Origin of the sequence: Mycolicibacterium fallax (assembly GCF_010726955.1) — a bacterium.
In the GTDB taxonomy this organism is placed as follows: Bacteria; Actinomycetota; Actinomycetes; order Mycobacteriales; family Mycobacteriaceae; genus Mycobacterium; species Mycobacterium fallax.
In genome coordinates, this window is record NZ_AP022603.1 from 2,115,794 (window position 1) to 2,137,792 (window position 21,999).

Annotated in this window: 21 protein-coding genes and 1 pseudogene; 8 read left to right on the plus strand and 14 right to left on the minus strand. The window is 72.0% G+C overall.

The genetic code is table 11. From position 1 onward, the window contains the following. Position 1 precedes the first annotated feature (1 nt). The 6 genes from G6N10_RS09995 to G6N10_RS10020 are packed head-to-tail and all read left to right on the plus strand — an operon-like array spanning position 2 to position 6,305. Entirely contained in the window at positions 2-1,567 is a 1,566-nt protein-coding gene (locus G6N10_RS09995) for an AAA family ATPase (protein WP_085095387.1), read from the plus strand. Next, on the plus strand, positions 1,564-2,178 hold the full coding sequence (locus G6N10_RS10000; protein WP_085095388.1) for a hypothetical protein: 615 nt from the start codon (positions 1,564-1,566) through the stop codon (positions 2,176-2,178). Before G6N10_RS09995 ends, G6N10_RS10000 begins: the two co-directional genes overlap by 4 nt. Further along, positions 2,166-3,902: a vWA domain-containing protein gene (locus G6N10_RS10005; RefSeq protein ID WP_085095389.1), complete on the plus strand. Its 1,737-nt coding sequence runs from the start codon at positions 2,166-2,168 to the stop codon at positions 3,900-3,902. Before G6N10_RS10000 ends, G6N10_RS10005 begins: the two co-directional genes overlap by 13 nt. Continuing rightward, positions 3,895-4,536: a hypothetical protein gene (locus tag G6N10_RS10010; protein WP_085095390.1), complete on the plus strand. Its 642-nt coding sequence runs from the start codon at positions 3,895-3,897 to the stop codon at positions 4,534-4,536. Before G6N10_RS10005 ends, G6N10_RS10010 begins: the two co-directional genes overlap by 8 nt. Beyond that, positions 4,529-5,878, plus strand: coding sequence for an AMP-binding protein (locus tag G6N10_RS10015; protein WP_085095391.1), 1,350 nt, complete (start codon positions 4,529-4,531; stop codon positions 5,876-5,878). Before G6N10_RS10010 ends, G6N10_RS10015 begins: the two co-directional genes overlap by 8 nt. 22 nt (positions 5,879-5,900) lie before the next feature. Then, a complete protein-coding gene (locus G6N10_RS10020; protein ID WP_085095392.1) occupies positions 5,901-6,305 on the plus strand; it encodes a styrene oxide isomerase in 405 nt (134 codons plus the stop codon). Here G6N10_RS10020 and G6N10_RS10025 read toward each other — a convergent pair whose 3' ends face one another. The 5 genes and pseudogenes from G6N10_RS10025 to groES form a co-directional block, all read right to left on the minus strand. Then, positions 6,306-7,409: a ferritin-like domain-containing protein gene (locus G6N10_RS10025; RefSeq protein WP_085095434.1), complete on the minus strand. Its 1,104-nt coding sequence runs from the start codon at positions 7,407-7,409 to the stop codon at positions 6,306-6,308. A gap of 168 nt (positions 7,410-7,577) precedes the next feature. After that, positions 7,578-8,141, minus strand: a complete 564-nt coding sequence (locus G6N10_RS10030; RefSeq protein WP_234810527.1) for a DUF4352 domain-containing protein — start codon at positions 8,139-8,141, stop codon at positions 7,578-7,580. Between the two features lie 39 nt (positions 8,142-8,180). After that, positions 8,181-8,282: pseudogene (locus tag G6N10_RS20400) on the minus strand (DUF2510 domain-containing protein); the annotation flags it as partial. 177 nt (positions 8,283-8,459) lie between these two features. Then, entirely contained in the window at positions 8,460-10,079 is a 1,620-nt protein-coding gene (gene groL / locus G6N10_RS10035; RefSeq protein WP_085095396.1) for a chaperonin GroEL, read from the minus strand. A gap of 99 nt (positions 10,080-10,178) precedes the next feature. Continuing rightward, a complete protein-coding gene (gene groES / locus G6N10_RS10040) occupies positions 10,179-10,481 on the minus strand; it encodes a co-chaperone GroES (RefSeq protein ID WP_085095436.1) in 303 nt (100 codons plus the stop codon). A gap of 317 nt (positions 10,482-10,798) precedes the next feature. Here groES and G6N10_RS10045 point away from each other — a divergent pair, with 317 nt between their 5' ends. Both G6N10_RS10045 and G6N10_RS10050 read left to right on the plus strand, forming a co-directional pair. Beyond that, positions 10,799-12,400: an HNH endonuclease signature motif containing protein gene (locus G6N10_RS10045; RefSeq protein ID WP_163742372.1), complete on the plus strand. Its 1,602-nt coding sequence runs from the start codon at positions 10,799-10,801 to the stop codon at positions 12,398-12,400. Positions 12,401-12,415: 15 nt separating this feature from the next. After that, entirely contained in the window at positions 12,416-13,837 is a 1,422-nt protein-coding gene (locus G6N10_RS10050) for a phytoene desaturase family protein (RefSeq protein WP_085092548.1), read from the plus strand. A gap of 2 nt (positions 13,838-13,839) precedes the next feature. On the opposite strand, the gene G6N10_RS10055 is transcribed toward G6N10_RS10050, so the two are convergent. Genes G6N10_RS10055 through G6N10_RS10095 form a run of 9 tightly spaced genes read right to left on the minus strand, consistent with a single transcriptional unit; the run spans position 13,840 to position 21,980 of the window. Next, complete coding sequence (locus tag G6N10_RS10055; protein WP_085092549.1) at positions 13,840-14,262, minus strand: nuclear transport factor 2 family protein; 423 nt, start codon at positions 14,260-14,262, stop codon at positions 13,840-13,842. Next, positions 14,259-15,299, minus strand: a complete 1,041-nt coding sequence (gene tsaD, locus G6N10_RS10060) for a tRNA (adenosine(37)-N6)-threonylcarbamoyltransferase complex transferase subunit TsaD (protein ID WP_085092550.1) — start codon at positions 15,297-15,299, stop codon at positions 14,259-14,261. Before tsaD ends, G6N10_RS10055 begins: the two co-directional genes overlap by 4 nt. Next, positions 15,296-15,775 carry a ribosomal protein S18-alanine N-acetyltransferase gene (rimI, locus tag G6N10_RS20405; protein ID WP_109750362.1) on the minus strand — a complete coding sequence of 160 codons (480 nt, stop codon included), beginning with the start codon at positions 15,773-15,775 and terminating at the stop codon, positions 15,296-15,298. The genes tsaD and rimI overlap by 4 nt, the downstream gene beginning before the upstream one ends. Further along, positions 15,772-16,410: a tRNA (adenosine(37)-N6)-threonylcarbamoyltransferase complex dimerization subunit type 1 TsaB gene (tsaB, locus tag G6N10_RS20410; protein ID WP_109750365.1), complete on the minus strand. Its 639-nt coding sequence runs from the start codon at positions 16,408-16,410 to the stop codon at positions 15,772-15,774. Before tsaB ends, rimI begins: the two co-directional genes overlap by 4 nt. After that, a complete protein-coding gene (tsaE, locus tag G6N10_RS10075) occupies positions 16,407-16,883 on the minus strand; it encodes a tRNA (adenosine(37)-N6)-threonylcarbamoyltransferase complex ATPase subunit type 1 TsaE (protein WP_234810402.1) in 477 nt (158 codons plus the stop codon). The genes tsaB and tsaE overlap by 4 nt, the downstream gene beginning before the upstream one ends. Continuing rightward, positions 16,876-17,970, minus strand: coding sequence for an alpha/beta fold hydrolase (locus G6N10_RS10080; RefSeq protein WP_085092551.1), 1,095 nt, complete (start codon positions 17,968-17,970; stop codon positions 16,876-16,878). The genes tsaE and G6N10_RS10080 overlap by 8 nt, the downstream gene beginning before the upstream one ends. Next, positions 17,967-19,133 carry an alanine racemase gene (gene alr, locus G6N10_RS10085; RefSeq protein ID WP_085092552.1) on the minus strand — a complete coding sequence of 389 codons (1,167 nt, stop codon included), beginning with the start codon at positions 19,131-19,133 and terminating at the stop codon, positions 17,967-17,969. The genes G6N10_RS10080 and alr overlap by 4 nt, the downstream gene beginning before the upstream one ends. Before the next feature lie 29 nt (positions 19,134-19,162). After that, entirely contained in the window at positions 19,163-20,554 is a 1,392-nt protein-coding gene (locus G6N10_RS10090; RefSeq protein ID WP_085092553.1) for a glutamate decarboxylase, read from the minus strand. 10 nt (positions 20,555-20,564) lie between these two features. Continuing rightward, positions 20,565-21,980 carry an NAD(P)H-hydrate dehydratase gene (locus tag G6N10_RS10095; protein ID WP_085092554.1) on the minus strand — a complete coding sequence of 472 codons (1,416 nt, stop codon included), beginning with the start codon at positions 21,978-21,980 and terminating at the stop codon, positions 20,565-20,567. Positions 21,981-21,999 lie beyond the last annotated feature (19 nt).

The window sequence follows — 21,999 nt, forward strand, 5'->3', positions numbered from 1 at the left end:
CATGGCCGACCACTGGGGGCACGTGTCGCAGTCACCCACCCGACCGCAGGCGGTCACCGCCGGCCCGTTGACCGCCACCGACCTGTTCGGCGAGCGGGTCCCGGCCACCCCGCCGCTGGATGAACGGCTGCGCCAGGCCTACTTCTGGATCGTCAACAACGCGGTCATCTCACCGTTCTACGACATCAGTTTCACCGGCGACACCGGCCTGTCGGTGCCGGTCGGCGACGCCGGCGCGGTGCTCGAACTCGGTGGAGACCAGAGCTATTCGTCGAACGTACTGCTGCCGCTGCTGAGCTTCGCCGTCGGCGGGCGCTGCCTGCTCATCGGCGGCCCGGGCCGCGGCAAGACGTCGCTGGCGGTGGTGCTGGGCGTGCTGGCCGGCACCGACCCGCAGCGGGTGCGCACCGCGGTCGTTCAGGGCCAGCCCCAGCTGACCGTCAGCGATCTGGTCGGCACCCCGCTGCCCAAGGACCTGATCGGCGCCGAACGCCTCGACGAGGTGCGGGTGGCCTGGCGCAACTGGCTGCGCCTGCCGGTGAAGATCATCGACGAGTACAACCGGATCCCCACCAAGACCCAGTCCGCGCTGCTGACCATGGTCGCCGAGGGCTACGTGGAAACCTACGACCAGTCACTGTCGACGACCGGGGACACCGGCATCGACAGCTGGTTCTTCACCGCCAACGACGACAGCGGCGGCGGCACCTTCGCGGTGATCCAGGCGCTGCGCGACCGGATGGACGTGACGGTCGCCGCGCTCGGCTTCAACTCCCGCTTCCTCGACGAGTTGATCGCCCGGGTGGAGGCGAACGAGCGCCCGGAGGAACACCTCCCGGCCGAGTTGCTGCTCAGCGACCAGGACCGCCGTGACATCGCCGCGGCGATCCGGGCGGTGCCGGTGCCCGACCCGGTACGGCGGCGCATCGAGTTCTTCGTCTCGCACTTCGAGTTCGTCCAGCACGGCGGGCGACGCTTCGAGTACCGCACCAAGGACACCGCCGCGACCGCCGCCGCCGACATCGGCGATGTCGTCGAACGCAACTCCGGCGCCGACCTGGAGATCGACCCGGGTGCCCAAACCACCACCAGCATCTCGGTGCGGGCCATCCTGGTGCTGATCAACTACGCCAAGGCGATCGCCTGGTTCCGCGGCCAGCCCGAGGTGGGCATCGACGACGTCGGGGCGGTGCTGCCGTTCGTGCTGCGCGGCAAGCTGCTGCCCAACCCGCGCCATCCGCGCTTCGACGGCGACGCCGACCGGGAGCTGGGCCTGGACTCGGTGAGTTGGCTGGCCGACCTGTGGTCCGAGTCGAATCGTCAATTCGTCGGCCTGGGCAGGGATTCCGACGATCCGGTGGGCGCGCTGCTGGCCGAGTTCGACGCCGGCATCGACGGGCTGGACCGGGTGCAGGTGGCCGGCCGCATCACCGCGGTGGAGGCCGAGATCAACCGGATCGCCGGCACCGGCAAGCTCTACGGTCGGGACTACGACGATCTGCTGGCGCTGAAGTACCTGCACCAGCGCTACGGCAACTACCGACGCTGGCTCGACGCCACGCGATGATCGCCGCGGGCTTCGCCGTCAACGCCGCGGTCCCCGGCGCCGCCGAGCTGCCCGCCGGCGCACCGGCGGAACTGCGCGACACCGTCGACCGGGTCCGGGGCTGGTTCGGTGACCCCGGCCGCTACCGCCACTTCCTCGGCGCCGCAATGGTTTTGCCCGCCGGCGACACCGAGGTGCTGCGCTCGGCGGCGGTGCTGGCCGGCTGGCGCGCGGGCGTGCTGCGGCTGCGCGCCGACGCGCTGGCCCGCGCCGCCGCGTTGCCCGCGGCGGTGACCGAGGCCGCCCTCGGGCTGCCGGCCGGTGGCGCCGCGGGGTTCCTGGCCGGCCAGGCCCGCGACCCGTTTCACTTTCCCGGCGCCGCGCCGTTCATCGGGCTGGCCGGCGGATTCCGCGGCCTCGGCGGCCCGTGGTTGCAGCCACCGGACCGGGTGCACACGACCGGCGCCGCGACGGTCGCCGCGCGCACCGGCACCCAGTGGTGGCAGCTGACCGCCGACGTCTTCGGCGTGCTGATCCGGCCCGTCGAGGATCCGCAGCCAGCGGCCCCGGGGCTGCTGACCGCCGACCTCGGCACCTCCTACCACGTGTGGTTATCCCGATGCCCGCGTTGACATTCGCGCCGCTGACCGCGGCGCAGCGCGACGCCTGGGAGGACGCCCAGGACCTGTGGGGAGTGCGGCTGCACGACGCCCGCCAGGCCCCCGACGCCGCGCAGCCCAGCTTCGCCTGGTTCAGCTTCCCGCCGTCGATCACCATCGATCCGGTGCTGGCTGCCCGGATGGGCGCGGACGTCGAGTTGGCCACCGTCTTCGCCCACGAGATCGGCCACCACGTGCTGGCACCGTCCACCCGGCGCAATTCCCTGCTGATCAACCAGCAGATGGCCCGCGCCCTGAGCGCCAGCAGCGCCGGGATCCTGGTCAACCCGGCCGGCACCGCGGCGCTGGCCGCGAACCTGTGGTGCGACCTGCTGATCAACACCAAGGTGATCGACCTGCAGCGCCGCCGCGACCCGGCCGCCGAGCCCGGCATGGTGCGGTTGTGGCGCATCCTCGCCACCCCGCGACCCGACCCGCTGTTCTGGGTGGTGCTGCGGGCCAGCGAGGAACTGTGGGGCCTGCCCGACGGCACCATCTGCCCGGCCGCCGCCCCACCGGCCCCGCCGCCGAGCACCTACGGCACCGAGGTCCTCGCGGTCGCCGACCCGGCGCTCGACGCCCGGCTGTTGGCCCGCAGCGCCCGGCTGTTCGCCACCGACCCGGTCCGCGGGGCCCTGCGGTTCGGTCTGATCGCCGCGCCGTATCTGCTCGCCGAGTCCGATCACCGGTCCGGGGCGTGTGGGGGTGACGCGACCGCGGGCCCGCCGTCGGCGGCCGAGCTCGCCGACGTGCTGCGCGACGCGCGACTGCGGGAGCTGCCGATCCATCCGGCTCTGGAGGCCCGCGGCGGCGTCGAGGGGCGTGCCGCCGCGGAGGGCGCCGCCGACGACGACCCGCAGGCCGGCGGGCAGGGCTACGGCCTGGCCGAGACGCTGCGACTGTACGCGACCATGCCGGTGACCGACGTGCTGACCGCCTGGTACACCGAGCGGTCCCGGCCGTGGGTGCGGCCGTTCCGGCAGCCCGACGAGCCGCCGCCGCAGGACCTCGACACCCCCGGCGCGGTGACCCTGTGGGAGGTCGACGACGACCCGGCGCTGTTGGACTGGCCGGCCACCGTCGCGGCCAGTCCGTGGGTGATTCCGGGGGTGACCACCCGGCGCCGGGAGCCGATCTCCGAACGCCCGGCGCGCCCGGACGCTCCGGTGGAGCTGGACCTGTACATCGATTCCTCGGGCTCGATGCCCGCCCCCGAACGGGATTCGCCGGCGCTGCTGGCCGGGGCGATCCTGGTGCAGTCGGTGCTCGCCGGCGGCGGACGGGTTCAGGTGACGTCGTTCTCCGGGCCGGGGCAGGTCGCCGGGACCGCACAGCCCACCGCCAACCGCACCGAGGCGATCGCCGCGCTGCTGCACTTTTTCCGCGGCGGCACCACCTTTCCGCTGGACCTGCTGGCCGCCCGCTACGACCGGTTGCGCCCCGAGGTGCGCCGGCATCTGGTGGTGCTGTCCGACGAGGGGTTGCACTCGTTCTTCGGCCGCGGCCAGGACGACTACGCGGGGGTGGCCGCCGCGGTGCGCAGCAAATGCGAGACCGCGACGCTGATCCTGCTCGACTCGCGACACTCCACCGCCGCCGACGCCGCGGCCGCCGGATACGACGTGGAGTACCTGGACTCGATGGCCGACGCCCCGGCGGCCTGCGCGCGGCTGGCCGAACGGATCCGCAATGGCTGACTACCAACCACCCGCCGACGAGTTGCCCGCCGAGCTGGCGGCCTGGTTCGCCCTGGGCTACGACGAGCCGGCCCTGTGGCTGCGGCTGACGCCCGGGCCGGCGCTGCGCGCGATCACCACCCGGCTCGGCACGCTGCCCGCCGACTTCCTCGACGAGCGGGTCGCGCTGCCGGCGCTGGCCGCCGACGTGCTGGGCGCCGATGTGCTCGGGAGCCCCGAGCTGCGTGCACTGACCGGGTTCGCCACGGCCCGGCTCGGTGCGGCCGTCGGGCTGTGGCTGCTGGCCAGCCAGCACGTCGTCGACCCGTTTGACCCGCGGATCGCCGAGTCCGCGGCACTGCCCGCGCTCGCCGCGCTCGGCCTGCGACTCGCGCCGGTGGTGGCACCGCGGCGCTGGCTGTCCGAACCGGATCGCCGGGAGGAGGCGGCCCGGCTGTTCCTGCTCTGGTGCGGGCATCACCCGGCCGGTGAAACGCCCGTCGTCGCAAGGTCTTTCGCGGACCGGCTGGACTCGATCGGCCGCGACCGGGAGCTGGCCGCCGTCGCCGAGGAGCATCGGCACCGGATGGAGGTGCAGCGCCGGCTGCGGGAACGCCGCGCCCAGGAGGCGGCCGCCCGGTACACCCATGAGTGACCCGGACGCCCCGGATCCGTTGGCGCTGGCCGACTATGCCCCCGGCGCCGGGGTCGAGCTGTCCGATGCCCAGCGCTGGCCGGGGATGACCGCCACCCAGCGGGCCGCCTTGGCCGCCGTCCGAGGCGATCCGAACGCCCCGCCGTGGCGGCACCGCGCCGGGCACCGGCTCGACGCCGCGGCGCTGGCCCGGGCCCGCGAGCCGCTGCCGCACACCGGTTGGCTGGCCGAGCACCTCGGGATCGCCCGCCGACTGCCGGCCTACCGGCGCTACCCGAAACTTGCCGCGCTGCAAGATTTTCCGCTGCTGACCCGCGATCATCTGCGGGCCGACATCGCGGCCTTCGTGCCACTGGACGCCGACCTGGACCGGATGGTGACCGGGTCCAGTTCCGGCACCACCGGCGCGGCGCTGATGATTCCCGACGACGTCGAGGACGTCGCCCGGACATTCTGGCTGCTGGTCCGGCTGCTGGCCGCACACGGCATCGCCTGGGCACCGGACCCGGACCGGCTGGCGCTGGCGTATCTGGTGTGGCAGCGCCAGGCCTTCACCTACGCCTCGCTGGTGCCCGGGTTCGGCGACGCAGCGATGGCCCGGCTGAACCTCGATCCGCGGGACTGGGATCCGTCGGCCCGAGACAGCTTCCTGCGCCGGTGGGATCCGCAGCTGCTCAGCGGCAGCCCGCCGAGCCTGGCCGCGCTGCTGGACAGCCCGGCCGCCGACCGGCTGCACCCGCTGGCGATCGTCTCCGGCGCCCAGCACCTGTCGGCCGGGCTGCGCGCGGCGCTGCAGCACCGATTCGGGGTGCCGGTCTTCGACATCTACGGCCTGCACGAGACCCGGCCGATCGCCGTCAGCCCGGACGGCGGGCCGTTCCGGTTACTGCCGACCCGGGTGCACGTCGAGGTCGTCGACGATCGGGGCCGGCCGCTGCCGGCGGGCGAGCGCGGCGAACTCGTCGTCACCTCCGGCGCCAACCCGCTGCTGCCGCTGGTGCGCTACCGCACCGGCGATTACGGCAGGCTGGTCCACCTCGACGGTGCGGTGGCCATCGCCGAGCTGGAGGGCCGGGCGGACGTGGTGTTCACCGCCGCCGACGGCTCGGCCGTCCCCTGCGTGGATCTCACCCAGCAGTTGCAGGACGCCGGGGCGCTGGGCTGGGTGGTCGAGCAGTCCGGCGACGGGGTCCGCGCGACGGTGTGCGGCGGGGATGATCGCGACGTCGCCGCTCGGCTGCGGCTGATCTTCGGGACGCCGGTTCCCGTCCGCACCGTCGACAGCCTGGCCGACCTCGGCGAGGGCAAGCCGCGGCGGTATCGAGTGCTTCCCAGGCCCTGACCGCACGGCGTATCGTTCGGCCATGCAGACGGTGCTGTTCGAACTGGGGCTGGCGCTGTTTCTGCTCGGCCTGCTGACCGGGTTGGCCATCCCAGCCATGAAAAACCCTCGGATGGGCCTGTCCAGCCACCTTGAGGCCGTGCTCAACGGCATGTTCCTGGTGCTGCTTGGGCTGCTCTGGCCGCACGTGGAGCTGACGCCGGGCCTTGGCCTGACCGCCGTCGTGCTGATCGGCTATGCGGCCTATGCGAATTGGCTGGCGACCCTGCTGGGCGCCGTGTGGGGGGCCGGCCGCCGGTTCGCGCCCATCGCGACCGGCGAGCACCGAGCCTCCTCAGCCCGGGAGCGGATCGTCGAGGTGCTGCTGGCGTCCCTGGCGGTCGCCATCATCATCGGGGTGATCCTGGTGATGATCGGCCTGGCGTAGTCACGCGTCCGCGCCGGCGGCGATCACCTCGTCCACCTCGGCGACCCGGCGGGTCATCTCGCCGCGCGCCCGATCCAGCGCCGCGGCGTGGTCCTCGTCGGCCTGCATCATCGCGTCGATGTCGAAGCCGGCCATGTCGAGCACACCCATGTCGGCGAACGCCCGCCGCACCTTTGGACCCCACAGGCCGATGTCCTTGACGATCGGCACGATTCGGCTGAACAGGTGCGCCCGGAACTGGGCCATCATCGGCGCGGATTCGACCCAATCGGTGCAGGCCTTGACGTCCAGGCCCAGGGTCTCGAAGGTCTCATCGCCGCGGAACCGGTCGCGCATCAGGTAGCAGGCGTCCACCACGAACTCCTCGCGCTCAGCGCGTTCGGCATCGGAGAGCTCGGCGTAGTAGTCCTTCAGTGAGATCCGCCCGAACGCGACGTGCCGTGCCTCGTCCTGCATGACGTAGGCCAGCACGTGCTTGGCCAGTGAGCCCGGTGCGGCCAGGTCACGCTGCACCCCGAAGGCGGCGAGCGCCAGCCCCTCGATGAGCACCTGCATACCGAGATACGGCATGTCCCAACGGGAGTCGCTCAGGGTGTCGTCGAGCAGCGAGGACAGGTGGGGGTTGATCGGGTAGACCAGGCCGACCTTCTCCTGCAGGAACCGGCCGAAGGTTTCGACGTGCCGGGCCTCGTCCATGGTCTGGGTGGCGGCGTAGAACTTGGCGTCCAGGTCGGGCACGACCTCGACGATCTTGGCCGCGCACACCATCGCGCCCTGCTCGCCGTGCAGGAACTGGGAGAACTGCCAGGCCTGGAAGTGCTGGCGCATCTCGGCTCGGCGGGCCTCGTCGGCGGCCTCCCACATCGGGCTGCCGAACAGCGGCATGACCTCGTCGGGCAGCCCGATCGGGTTGAACGGATCGACATCCTGGCTCCAGTCGATCCGCGACGCGGCGTCCCACTGCTTGTCCTTGCCCTTTTGGTACAGCGACAGCAGCCGGGCCCGGCCGTCGTCGTACTCCCAGGTGAAACGGGCATCGCCGGCGCTGGGCACGGCCCGCGAGTACGGGGAGGGCACCTCGGTGTACATCGGTTTGGTGGACATGTGAGCAGCCTCCCGGCCCCGCAGGTACGTGACCCACATCACGATCCTCGCGGGGCGGGCGGGCGTCAACACCCGAATGGACGAGGCGCGGCGGGTACCGGGCGCGTCACACTCCGCTGTTCACGAACACCCACCTGGGCCAAGCCCCGTACCCGTATCCCCTCGCCGTTAGAGACCGAGCAGGGCTCCCCTCGAAAACATCGAATCGTGGACCTTGATCGCCTCGGGCGTCGCACCGGGCGGGATGTCGAACGCCACGCTCGCGTCAATGCTCAGGCCGGGATTGATGTCCTCAATCCAGTGTTCGTCGCTGATAGAGCTGGAAGCGTCGTACTTATTGCCATCGATGATCAGATGCTGATTGGAGGCGGAGAAGCTCCGAGCGTCGTCACCGACGTTCGTCACCCGGAGACGGACAGTGAAGAACTCCCCCTTGGCCTGTGTCGACGAAAAGGTCCCCTGCTTCGACGATGATCGCTCGACGCCGAGCACCTGGAACTCGAATTTGCCATCACGGACCGACGACCCCGCGGGCGCGGGTACGTCAGTGGCGGGCGGCACGGATGCGCTCGCCGGGGATGTCGACTCCCTGTCGAACAACGACGCACTCGGAGTGGTCGACCCGGATTTGGCCTCATTGTTCTTGTCGGCGCCGCTCCCGATTGAGCTGAGAACGCTCAGGGCAAGAATGCCTCCCACGACACCGAGGACAATCTTCGCGCCCTTGGACATTCCGGGCTTCACGGGTAGGTCAGAGCCCGGCGGCTGAGTCGACAACGGGGCGTAGTTCTCCGTCCACACACTGCCGTCGAAGTATCGCTGACGGCTCGGATCAGTTGGATCTGGAAACCAGCCTGCGCTCGGTTGTGTCATGAAATTCCCCCCTCGTTGTTCACCTGCTCTGCTACGGCGCGAGAAGACTATCCACGGGGTCTGACACCGCGCGGAATGCCATCGCTGACGTCCGGATCTCTTCCGTTGAATCAACCGCTGCCGAGATGACAGAAGACCCTCAGCTTCTGGAAGCTGAGGGTCTTCTGCGTCGATCAACTAGTGGGCGTGACCGTGGTGGCCGTGCCCGTCGTCGGCCTCCTCGGCCGGCTTGTCCACAACCGCCGTCTCGGTGGTGAGGATCATCCGGGCGACCGACGCGGCGTTGAGCACCGCATTGCGGGTCACCTTGACCGGGTCGATGATGCCCTCGGCAACCAGGTCTCCGTAGCTCAGGGTCGCGGCGTTGAAGCCTTGTCCCGCAGGCAGTTCGGCAACCTTGCTGACCACGACCGCACCGTCGAGGCCGGCGTTGGCGGCGATCCAGAACAGCGGCGCGGTGATCGCGGCCTCGAAGACGTCGACGCCGAGCGCCTCGTCACCGGGCAGCGAACCGCGCAGCGACTCCAGCGCGGCGCGGGCCTGCACCAGCGCCGAACCGCCACCGGGGATGACGCCCTCCTCGACCGCGGCCTTGGCCGCGGCGACCGCGTCCTCGACGCGCATCTTGCGCTCCTTGAGCGCGGTCTCGGTGGCCGCACCGACCTTGATGACCGCGACGCCGCCGGCCAGCTTGGCCAGCCGCTCCTGCAGCTTCTCGCGGTCCCAGTCCGAATCGCTGGTCTCGATCTCGGCGCGCAGCACCCGGACCCGATCGGCGATGGCCTCCTTGCTGCCACCCCCGTCGACGATCACCGTGGCGTCCTTGCTGACGGTGACCCGGCGGGCGGTGCCCAGCACGTCGAGGCCGGCCTCCCGCAGCGTCAGGCCGACGTCGGGGTTGACCACCTGGGCGCCGGTGACGACGGCGAGGTCCTCCAGGAACGCCTTGCGGCGATCGCCGAAGAACGGCGCCTTGACGGCAACGGCCTTGAGCGTCTTACGGATTGCGTTGACGACCAGGGTCGACAGCGGCTCACCCTCGACGTCCTCGGCGATGATCAGCAGCGGCTTGCCGGATTCGGCAACCTTCTCCAGCAGCGGCAGCAGATCCGGCAGCGAGCTGATCTTGTCGCGGTGCAGCAGGATCAGCGGGTCGTCGAGAACCGCCTCCTGCAGGTCGAAGTCGGTGACGAAGTAGGCCGACAGGAAGCCCTTGTCGAAGCCGACGCCGTCGGTGATCTCCAGCTCGGTGTTCAGCGTGGAGGACTCCTCGATGGACACCACGCCGTCGTTGCCGACCTTGGTCATCGCCTCGCCGACCAGCGCGCCGACCTCCTCGTCGCGCGAGGACACCGTGGCGACCTGCGCGATGGCGCCCTCGCCGGACACCGGGTTGGCGGCGGCCAGCAGCGCGTCGGAGACCGCGTCGGCGGCCTTGCCGATGCCGGCGCCCAGCGCGATCGGGTTCGCACCGGCGGCGACGTTGCGCAGGCCGGCCCGCACCAGGGCCTGCGCCAGCACGGTCGCGGTGGTGGTGCCGTCGCCGGCGACGTCGTTGGTCTTGGTGGCCACCGACTTCACCAGCTGCGCGCCGAGGTTCTCGAACGGGTCTTCCAGGTCGATCTCGCGGGCGATCGTCACGCCGTCGTTGGTGACGACCGGACCGCCGAATGCCTTGGCCAGCACCACATGCCGGCCGCGCGGGCCCAGAGTGACCCGGACGGCGTCGGCGAGCTTGTCGACGCCGGCCTCCAGGGCCCGGCGCGCTGACTCGTTGAACTCAATTAGCTTGCTCAAAATTATTTCCCTCTTGCCGGACGTGATTGGCTGCTGGACGCGCACCGCCCCGGAGACCACCCGAATGTGCGGGAATCTCCGGGGCGGAACACGATTCGTTTACTTGCCGATGACAGCCAGCACGTCGCGCGCCGACAGGATCAGGTACTCCTGGCCGTTGTACTTGATCTCGGTGCCGCCGTACTTGCTGTAGATGACCACGTCGCCCTCCGACACGTCCAGCGGAATCCGCTCGTCGCCGTCTTCATTCCAGCGGCCGGGGCCAACTGCGACGACGGTGCCTTCCTGCGGCTTCTCCTTGGCGGTGTCGGGGATGACCAGACCGGACGCGGTCGTGGTCTCGGCCTCGTTGGCCTGCACGAGGATCTTGTCCTCAAGCGGCTTGATGTTCACGCTCGCCACGATGTGGAGCCCCTTCACTAATGAGGTTGTGGTCCGGGACCTGGCCCGGACCGTTGTTACCAGGTATCGGCAGATGGCCAAGCCCCTCGCATCGTCGTCGCGGGTGCCGACACAGGGGATATCCACCTGCCGCCTAGCACTCTATACATCCGAGTGCTAGCACTCAAGGGCAGGGCTGTGCGGAATCGGCGATGCTCGCTGTGGGCGAACGGCACCGGCCCATCCCGCCAAGGCGGCCGAAAATCTTATCGAACAATTATTCGATACGGGTGGATTTGCCCTGGCGAGTGTCGCAAACCGGGCGTAGATTAGACAGTATGTTCGAATCAACGGTGTACGACCCCGGGGAACTCACCGCCCTGGACGACGCCGCCCTGATCGACACCATCACCGACGCCACCCGCATCACCGCCGCGATAGAAGCCCGGCGCCTGGCCGCCCTGGCCGAATTCGCCCACCGCCGCTGCGACCAAGCCCTACACCCCTCCTGGGGCTGCGACGACTGGGACAACGCCGCCGCCGAAATCGCCGCCGCCCTGACCCTGCACCACGGCCGCGCAATGAACCTGATGGACACCGGCCTGGCCCTACGCGACCGACTCCCCGCCATCGGCGCCCTACTACTCGGCGGCCACATCACCGCGGCCACCGCCACCACCATCGCCCACCGCACCGCCCTGATCAACGACCCCACCGCCCTGACCCAGGTCGACACCGACCTCGCCGACGCCGCCACCAGTTGGGGCCCACTGTCGAACTACAAACTCGACCAGGCCATCGACACCATCGTCGACCGCCACGACCCCGACGCCGTCCGCCGCGCCCGCACCACCATCCGCAGCCGCGACATCACCATCGGCGACCCCCGCACCGACCGCGACGGCCTGACCGCCCTCTACGGCCGACTCGCCACCCCCGACGCCGCCCTGCTCGACGCCACCCTGACCGCCATGGCCAAAAGCGTCTGCGACGACGACCCCCGCACCCTGGCCCAACGCCGCGCCGACGCCCTCGGCGCCCTGGCCGCCCACACCGACCACCTCACCTGCGCCTGCGAGGACCCCGACTGCACCGCCAAAACCGGGCCCCACCCCGCCACCCACATCACCATCCACATCCTGGCCAACGCCGCCACCGCCACCCCCGCGGCACTGGCCCGAGCCGCCCGCACCTCCATCCACGGCACCGGCAAAAACCCCCGCACCACCCGCGGGAACAACAGCACCGAACTGCGCCCCGAGCCCGGCACCCCCGCACCCTCGGGCATCGTCCCGGGCCGCTCCGGAGCCACCATCCCCGCCCCACTGCTGGCCGACCTCATCGCCCACGGCGCCCGCATCCGCACCGTCACCACCCCCACCGGCCCCGCCGAACCCCGCTACCGGCCCTCCGCCCGACTCGACGAGTTCATCCGCTCCCGCGACATCACCTGCCGCCACCCCGGCTGCGACCGCCCCGCCACCGACTGCGACCTCGACCACATCATCGCCCGCAACAACGGCGGACCCACCCACCCCGCCAACCTCGGACCCCGCTGCCGACTGCACCACCTACTCAAAACCTTCTGGCCCGGCTGGACCGACACCATGACCCCCGACGGCACCCTCACCATCACCACCCCCACCGGCCACAGCTACACCCAAAAACCACTGAGCCACCTCCTGTTCCCCGACTGGAACACCACCACCGGGCCAGCCCCACCACCACGACCACCCACCCGAAAAACCCGCAGCCCCGGCGCCACCGTGATGATGCCCACCCGAAAACAACCCCGCAGCAAAACCCGCGCCCAACACATCACCACCGAACGCGCCGCCAACGCCGCCCAAGCCGCCACCGAACGCGCCGCCATCATCGCCAAAGCCAAAGCCGAAAACCGCACCCCACCACCGGACTACCACGACCCACCACCCTTCTGACGTAGCGTCACGGGTATGAACACCGCCGTCGTGGTCGGCGCCGGGCCCAACGGCCTGGCCGCCGCCGTCACCCTGGCCGCGGCGGGCATGACGGTCACCGTGTTGGAGGCGGCCCCGACGATCGGCGGCGGCACCCGGTCCGGCGAAGCGATCGTGCCCGGCCTGCTGCACGATGACTGCTCGGCCATCCATCCGATGGCCGTCGGCTCGGCGTTCCTGACCGGCCTGGACCTGGAGCGCTACGGGCTGAGTTGGCGCTGGCCCGAGATCGACTGCGTCCACCCGCTCGACGACGGCTCGGCCGGGGTGCTGCACCGGTCGGTCGAGCAGACCGCGGCCGGCCTCGGCCGCGACGGCGCGCGCTGGCGAGCGTTGTTCGACGGGCCGTCGGCCAGCTACGACACCCTGGCGCAGGACATCACCCGGCCCCTGCTGCACATTCCGGCGCACCCGCTGACGCTGGCCCGATTCGGCGTGCCGACGGTGCTGCCGGCATCCGCGCTGGCCCGGGTGTTCCGCACCGAGGCCGCCCGCGCGCTGTTCGGCGGCGTCGCCGCGCACGCGTTCCGGCCGCTGCACCTGCCGCTGACCTCGGCGATCGGGCTGGGCATCCTGACCGCCGGGCACCGGCACGGCTGGGCGGTGGCCGCCGGCGGCTCGCAGGCCATCACCGCCGCGCTGGCCGCCAAGCTCGCCGACCTGGGCGGCACCATCGAGACCGGGGTGCGCGTCGACTCCGCCGATCAGTTGCCGCCGGCCGACATCACCATGTTCGACCTGGCTCCCACCGCCGTGGCAGACATCCTCGGCGACCGGTTGCCGTCCCGGATCTCCCGGGCGCTGGCCCGGTTCCGGTACGGCCCGGGCGCCTTCAAGGTGGACTTCGCCGTCGACGGGCCGGTGCCGTGGACCCATCCGGCCGCCGCCCGGGCCGGGACCGTGCACCTGGGCGGCGACTACGCCGAGATCGCCGCCACCGAGCGCGCGGTGAACGCGGGGCAGATGCCGCAGCGGCCCTTCGTGCTGGTCGGCCAGCAGTACCTCGCCGACCCAGCGCGCTCGGTGGGCGACGTGCACCCGCTGTGGTCCTATGCGCACGTCCCGCACGGGTACACCGGCGACGCCACCGAGGCGATCATCGCCCAGATCGAACGGTTCGCCCCCGGCTTCCGCGATCGGATCGTCGGCTACCGCACCCGCTCAACGACCGAAATGTCCTGCTACAACGCCAATTACGTGGGCGGAGACATTCTCACCGGGGCCAAGGACATCCGGCAGCTGGTGTTCGGTCCGCGGGTCACGTTGCGGCCGTACGCGCTCGGCACGCCCGGGCGGTATCTCTGCTCGGCGGCCACCCCGCCGGGGCCCGGGGCACACGGGATGTGCGGCGCCAATGCCGCGGAGGTCGCGCTGGCCGCGCTGCGCGCGCGCCGCTGAGCTCAGCCGAGGTCCATCAGCAGATGCTCGGACACGTCGCCGACCATCTCCACCTGGACAATGCGCTCGGTGAAGTACCAGCCGTCGGCGTCGCGGGCAAAGGCGTCCCGGTACCGCCCGACCACAATGGGCTGCAACGGCAGCGTCTCGGTCCGCTGCACCACACAGAACGTCGAGCGCGCGGTCGCCCGGTCCCCGTCAACCTGCACGATCGGGTTGAGCACCAGGTGCCGGGTCCGCGGGGTGCCGCCGGAATCCGGGTGACGACGGGTGGTCGCGGCGAACAGTTCCCCAATCGCGGCCGCACCGGCCACCCCCATGAAGGTGCCGCGGCCCAGCAGCACGCCGACCCCGTCGAAGTCCCCGTCGTCGATGAGTTCGGCGTAGCGATAGAGCAGTTCGGTGATCGCCGCGGCGTCGCTCATGACACCTGGCTCGCGACGATCGGCAGCCCCGGGTCGCTGGCCACCGTCAACGGTGACGGCGCGGCCCCGGCGGCCAGCAGCTGCGCGGCGAACGCCGCGATCATCCCGCCGTTGTCGGTGCACAGCCGCGGCGGGGGCACCCGCAGCGTTAATCCTGCTGCCGCGCAACGCTGTTCGGCCAGCTCCCGCAGCCGCGAGTTGGCGGCCACCCCGCCGCCGATCAGCAGCGTGCCGACCCCGAGATCGGTCGCCGCGCGAACCGCCTTGCGGGTCAACACATCGGCGACGGATTCCTGAAAGCCGGCGGCGATGTCGGCCGGCGATGCGTCGGGGTTGGCCTCCAGGTAGCGGGCCACCGCGGTCTTGAGCCCGGAGAAGCTGAACACGTACGGGTCATCGCGCGGCCCGGTCATCCCGCGCGGGAACACGATCGCGCCCGGGTCGCCGGTGCGGGCCAACTCGTCGAGCACCCGGCCGCCCGGGTAGCCCAGGCCCAGCAGCCGGGCCACCTTGTCGTAGGCCTCCCCCGCCGCGTCGTCCACCGTGCTGCCGAGCTCGACGATCGGCTCCCCCAGCGACCGGACGTGCAGCAGGTGGGTGTGCCCACCGGATACCAGCAGCGCAACGCATTCCGGCAGCGGCCCGTGCGCGTAGACGTCGGCGGCCAAATGCCCGCCGAGGTGGTTGACGGCGTAGAACGGCACGCCCCAGGCGGCGGCGTAGGCCTTCGCCGCGGCGACCCCGACCAGCAGCGCCCCGGCCAGGCCCGGGCCGATCGTGGTCGCGACGACGTCGGGCCGGTCGATCCCGGCGGTGTCCAGCGCCCGGCGCATCGTCGGCCCGAGCGCCTCCAGGTGCGCCCGCGAGGCGATCTCGGGCACCACCCCGCCGTAACGGGTGTGCTCGTCGACGCTGGAGGCCACCTCATCGGCCAGCAGGGTGATTCCGCCGTCGGCGTCGAGTTCGGCGATCCCGACACCGGTTTCGTCGCAGGAACTTTCGATGGCCAGCACGGTGGTGCCCCGTCGCACGGTCATGTGGTCTCCTCGGGATCGCGGCGCATGGTGAACGCATCGGCCCGGCTGCCCGGGTAGTACCGCTTGCGCACTCCGACCGTGACGAACCCGACGCTCTGGTAGAGCGCCAGGGCCGCCGCGTTGTCGGTGCGGACCTCCAGGAAGGTGGGCCCGTCGGCGGCGAACGCCAGCAGGTCGGCCAGCAGCCGCCGCCCGATGCCGCGGCCCTGCTGCGCCGGATCCACGCCGATGGTGTGCACCTCGTACTCGAACGGCGGCCGCACGCCCAGCCGGGCCGCCCCGGCGTAGCCGACCAGCCGGCCGTCCAGCCGCGCGGCGACGTAATGGTTCTGCGGTGCACCGAGTTGCTCGACGAACGCCCGCGCCGGCCACGGGTCGTCGCCGGGAAACAGCAGCGCCTCCAGTTCGCCGCAGCGCGCGCCGTCGGCGCGGGTCAGGGCGTCCAGCACGACGACGCCGGGCTGCGGATCGGTCACGCCAGCCCCCGCTCCGCCAGCGTCCGGGCATCCGGGCGGCGCAGGTACAGCGGCACCAGCGGCTCCGGTTCGGCAGCCCAATCCGGCACCGCGCCAACAAGTCCCAGCGCCGACGGGTACTCCCGGTCGATCACCGGGAGGCCGAACTGCGCGGCGACCGCGGCCGGTCCGGCCACCGCGGCCACGCCGTCCACCGCGACGTCGGCGGGCGCGCTGACGCCCGGCCCGCCGGTCCGGACTCCGTCGCGGTAACGCGCCCAGTACACCTCGCGCCGGCGCGCGTCGGTGACCACCAGCAGCTGTCCCGAGGTTCCCGCGGCGATCGCGTCCAGGCTGCACACCCCGTGCACCGGGATGCCGAGCGCCTGACCGAATGCCGCGGCGGTGGCCATCCCGACCCGCAGCCCGGTGAACGGCCCCGGCCCGCAGCCGACCACCACCGCGGCCAGCGCCGCCATCTCCAGCTGCGCATCCGCCAGCGCGGCAAGCACATTCGGGGTCAGCCGCTCGGCGTGCGCGCGGGGGTCCACGGTGATCCGCTCGGCCAGCAGCTCGGGCCGCGCGCCGCCGAGCCGGATCAGCCCCGCGGTCACCGCCGGGGTGGCGGTGTCCAGGGCGAGCACCACGCGGCTCATCGCGGTGCCCCCCAGCTCCACACCGCGGTGCGGGTCTCGGAGTCGACGGCCCGGTCCAGCCGGACATCGAGGTGCCGCTCGGAGAGCCGCTCGGCCAGGCCCTCGCCCCACTCGACCACCACGACGGCCTCCTCCAGGTCGGTGTCCAGGTCCAGCGAATCCAATTCGCCGAGCAGATCGGTGGCGTGGTCCAGCAGTCGGTAGACGTCGACGTGCACCAGGTCGGGTGCGCCGGCCCGGCGGGCGGGATGCACCCGGGCCAGCACGTAGGTCGGCGAGGTGACCGGGCCGTCGACGTCCATGCCCGCGGCAATGCCCTTGGTCAGCATGGTCTTTCCGGCTCCCAGCGGCCCGGCCAGCACCACCACGTCGCCGGCGGACAGGCCGGCGCCGATCCGGGCGCCCAGCACCAGGGTGTCCTCGGCGGTGTCCAGCACCGCCGACCCGTCGGGGATCCGCGCGGGTTCAGCCACGGGTCCGCAGCCGGTAGCGCACCCGGCGGGTCAGCGCGACCATCCGGTTCGGGGTGGCCCGGACCACCAGCCGCTGCAGCGCGTCGTTGATCACCTCGGGCTCCTCCAACTGCACCATGTGGCCGGCGTCGCCGACGATCAGCAGTTCGGCGCCGGGCAGTTCGGCGGCCATCTCCAGGGAGTGCTCCGGGGTGGTCAGCACATCCGCGGAGCCGCAGGCGATCAGCACCGGCACCCGGGCCAGCGCGGGCAGGCCGTCGACCTCGTCGTGCACGCTCAGCGCGTGCAGGAAGCCGACCATGGTCGGCACCGGGGTGCGATGGATGATCCCGTCGTTGTACCGGGCCACCGTAGGGCTGACCTCGTCGTTGCCGAACGAGGCGGCCTGCAGCACCGGGGCCAGCACCGACCGGGCCAGGCCGCGGCCCCGCTGGATCACCCCGGGCGCGTAGCGGGCGGTGAACCGGGCCGCCTCCAGCGCCGGGTTCTGCAGGATCTCCCCGAGCGGGGACCGGGACAGGCCCTGGGCGGCCGAGGAGATGATCGCGGCACCGGAGATGGTGGTGCCGTAGCGCTCCGGGTGCTGACGGGCATGCGACAGCACGGTCATGCCGCCCATCGAATGGCCGACCAGCACCACCGAACCGCGCGGCGTCAGCAGTTTCAGCACCGTCTCCAGGTCCCGGCCGAGCTGGTCGATGGAGTAGCTGGCCGGGTCCCCGGCGGTGGATTCGCCGTGGCCGCGCTGGTCGTAGAACACCATCCGGACCTGCTCGCCCCACATCTCGACCATGTCGCGGCGCTGAAAGTGGTAGGCGCGCATGCTGTTACAGAAGCCGTGCGAAAACACCACGGTGACCCGGGCGTCGGCAGGCCCGACCTCGCGGATCTGCAGGTCCACCCCGTCGGGGGTGGTCACCACGCAGCTGCGGTCGGCGTCGAACACGCCAAAGTCCTCGCCGCGGTGCGGATCCCGGCCGCGGCGCCGGGCCACCGCCCGGGCGGTGGACATGCCGGCCACCGTCCCGACCGTGCCGATGCCGGCCGCGCCGGCCAGCCAGCGCCGGTTGTTGCGGGTGTCCTTCATCGGGCACCGCCCCGATACCGGCGGGTCACCCGGCCGCGCGGGCTGGTGACCACCTCGTAGTCGATGGTGTCGATCAGCTCGGCGACATCGGTGGCGGTGGCCTCACCGGCGGAGCCGGGGCCGAACAGCAGCGCCGCGTCGCCCTCGGTGACATCGACCGTCCCGGGGCCCAGGTCCACCACGAACTGGTCCATGCAGATCCGGCCCACGTTCGGGTAGCGCCGCCCGTTGATGGCGACCTGCAGCCGACCGCTGAGCGCGCGGAACACCCCGTCTGCGTAGCCGAGCGGGATCAGCGCGACGGTGGTGTCACGCTCGGCGGTCCAGGTGTGCCCGTAGGACACCCCCGCGCCGGCGCGGACCCGTTTGACCATCGTCACCGGGGCGCTCAGCGTCATCGCCGGGGTCAGCGGCGCGTCGCTGTACCGCGGCACCGGGTTGAGCCCGTACACCGCGATGCCCGGGCGGACCACGTCGAAGGCCAGGTCCGGGCGGGTCAGGGTGGCCGCCGAATTGGCCAGGTGCGCGACCCGGAACCGCACCCCGCGGCGCTCGGCGGCGGCCCGCAGGTCGGCGAGCAACCCGGCCTGCGCGTCGTTGGCGGGGTGCCCGGGCTCGTCGGCGCAGGCCAGGTGCGACATCAGGCCGTCCACCCGCACCGCCCCGGCGGCCGCCGCGCGGCCGAGGTCGTCGATCAGCGCGTCGAAGTCCTCGGCGGGGACCCCGGAGCGGTTCAGGCCGGTGTCGGCCTTGACGGTGACCGCGGCGGTCTGTCCGGTGCGCTCGGCGGCGTCGAGCACCTCACCGAGCTGGCGCCGTGAGCTGACGCCCAGCCCGATCCCGGCGAGCAGCGCCGGACCGAAATCGGTGCCCGGCGGGTGCAGCCAGGCCAGCAACGGGGCGTCGACGCCGTCGGCGCGCAGCGCCAGCGCCTCCCCGACGGTGGCAACGCCCAGCTCGGCGGCCCCGGCGGCCAGCGCCACCCGGGCCACCGCGGCGGCGCCGTGTCCGTAGCCGTCGGCCTTCACCACCGCCATGACCTGCGCCGATCCGGCGGAATCGCGCAGCACGGCGACGTTCGCGGCGATTGCGTCGAGGTCGACAAGGACCGTCGGGGTCACCGACGGGTCAGCGGGGGCCCTGCTCGGGGCGGGTTCAGTCATCACCGCCCGCCATTGTCCCAGGCCCGCCCTCAGTGGGCGAAATGCTCCTCCGTGGCAAACCCACCCGGGCGCAGCCGGTCCAGCTTGGCCAGCACCTCGACAATGTCGTCGCGCATGGCCCGGGCCAGGTTCATCGAGAAGCCCTCGCGGACCACGATCCGCAGCACCGCGACGTCGGTGGCGTCGGCGGGCATGGTGTAGGCCGGCACCTGCCAGCCGTACTGGCGCAGCCCGGCCGAGACGTCGAACACCGTGTACCCGGGGTCGCCGATCAGCCGGAAGGCCAGCACCGGCAGCTCGGTGCCGTCGCTGATGACCTCGAAGCGGGACATCTCCGCGAGCTCGCGGGCCAGCCACTGCGCGATCTGCCGCAGCGTCCGCATCACCGTGGTGTAGCCGTCGCGGCCCAGTCGCAGAAAGTTGTAGTACTGGCCCACCACCTGGTTGCCGGACCGGGAGAAGTTCAGCGTGAACGTCGGCATCTCCCCGCCGAGGTAGTTCACCCGGAAGATCAGATCCTCGGGCAACGCGTCGGCGTTGCGCCACACCACGAACCCGATCCCCGGATAGGTCAGCCCGTACTTGTGGCCGCTGACGTTGATCGAGACCACCCGGGGCAGCCGGAAGTCCCACACCCGCTCGGGCTGCAGGAACGGCACGACAAAACCGCCGCTGGCCGCGTCGACGTGCACCGGAATGTCGCACTCGGGCCGCTTTTCGGCCAGCGCGTCCAGCGCGGCGCAGATCTCGGCGACCGGTTCCAGCTCACCGGTGTAGGTGGTGCCCAGGATCGCGACCACGCCGATGGTGTCCTCGTCGACCGCCTCGACCACCTGCTCGGGGGTGATGGTGTAGCGGCCTTCGGCCATCGGCAGGTAGCGCGCCTCGACGTCGAAGTAACGGCAGAACTTCTCCCACACCACCTGAACGTTGGAGCCCAGCACCAGGTTCGGGGTCCGGCCGCGCCAGGCGTCCTTGCCGTGCCGGGCCTCAAACCGCCGGCGCCACTGCCACTTCATCGCCAGCCCACCGAGCATCACCGCCTCGCTGGAGCCCACGGTGGACGCCCCGACCGCGCTGGACGGGTCGTCGTCCCGCAGGTCCTCGGCGTGGAACAGGTCGGCCACCATGCACACGCAGCGCTGCTCAATCGCAGCGGTGATCGGGTACTCGTCCTTGTCGATCATGTTCTTGTCGAAGGTTTCGGCCATCAACTGCTCGGCCTCGGGATCCATCCAGGTGGTCACGAAGGTGGCCAGGTTCTGCCGCGAGCTGCCGTCGAGCATCAGCTCGTCGTGGACGAACCGGTACACCTGGCCGGGGTCCATCGACTCGTCGGGCAACCGGAGCGCGGGGATCGGGGCGACGGACATCCGGCCGGTGTAGGCCGGGGTGATCGAGGACTGCGAGATGTACGGCATGGTGTCCTGTCTACAGAATTGTCGCCAGCGCCGCTCGCAGGTGGCCGAGTATCCGCGTGGCGGAAATCGGGACCGCCGCCGGGCCGGGGTCTTTCGCGGCCAGATCGGCGGCCGCCGAATGCACGAACGCGCCCGCGGCGGCCGCCTCGGCCACCGGCAGCCCGGCGGCCAGCAGCGCGCCGATGACGCCGCTGAGCACGTCGCCGGAGCCGGCGGTGGCCGCCCAGGAGTTCCCCGCGGGGTTCAGGTAGGCCGGGCCGTCCGGGCCGGCGATCACGGTGACATTGCCCTTGAGCAGCACCGTGGCGCCGAGGCGGGCGGCCAGGGCGCGGGCGGCGCCGAGGCGGTCGGGCCCGGGCGGCCGCCCGGCCAGCCGGGCGAACTCCCCGGCGTGCGGGGTCAGCAGGGTGGGCGCCGCGCGGTCGGCGACCAGCTCGGGGTGAGCGGCCAGCACGGTCAGCGCGTCGGCGTCGACGAGCACCGGCAGGTCGGTGGCCAGCGCGAAGCGCAGCACCGCCGACGCGTCGTGGCCGGTGCCCAGCCCCGGCCCGACCACCCAAGCCTGCACCCGGCCGGCGGCGCGGTGATCGGCGACCGCGATGGTCTCCGGCCAGTGCGACACCACCTCCGCGGCGGCCGGGCCGGCGTAGCGCACCATGCCCGAGTGGCTCGCGACGGCGGCGCCGGCGCACAGGATCGCCGCGCCCGGGTACGTCGCCGAACCGGCCAGCACCCCGGTGACCCCCTGGGTGTACTTGTCGTCGGCGCGGCCGGGAACCGGCCAGCGGGCGGCGACGTCGGCGGCCTGCATGCCGCGCAGGTCAGACTCGGGCAGCTCCAGGCCGATGTCGACGAGTTCGACCCGGCCGCAGTCGGCCAGCGCATGCACCGGTTTCAGGCCGCCGAAGGTCACCGTGAGTGCCGGACGCACCGCGGGGCCGGTGATTTCGCCGGTCTCGACGTGCACGCCGCTGGGGGTGTCGACGGCGACGACCGGGGCGGTGTTGGCCGCGAAGAGTTCCGCCGCGGCCGGCCGCAGCGGACCGGTCGCGCCGATGCCGACCACCCCGTCGATCACCAAATCGGTTGCGGGCAGGATACTTTCAACGATTCGCCCGCCAGCCGCCCGGAACGCGGCCAGCGCCGCGCGGTGGGCGCGGTCGGGGTTGAGCAGCACCGCGTCGGCGGCCGCGCCGCGGCGGCGCAGGAAGGTTGCCGCCCACAGCGCGTCGCCGCCGTTGTCGCCGGAGCCCACCACCGCGCACACCCGCCGGCCGGCCACCGCACCGGTGCGGCGGCGCAGTTCGGCGGCGATCGCGACCGCCAGCGGCCAGGCGGCCCGGCGCATCAGCGCCCCGTCGGGCAGGGCGGCCAGCAGCGGGGCCTCGGCCGCGCGGATCTGTTGGGCGCAGTAGTAGTGCCGCATGAGGACCAGAATGGCACGC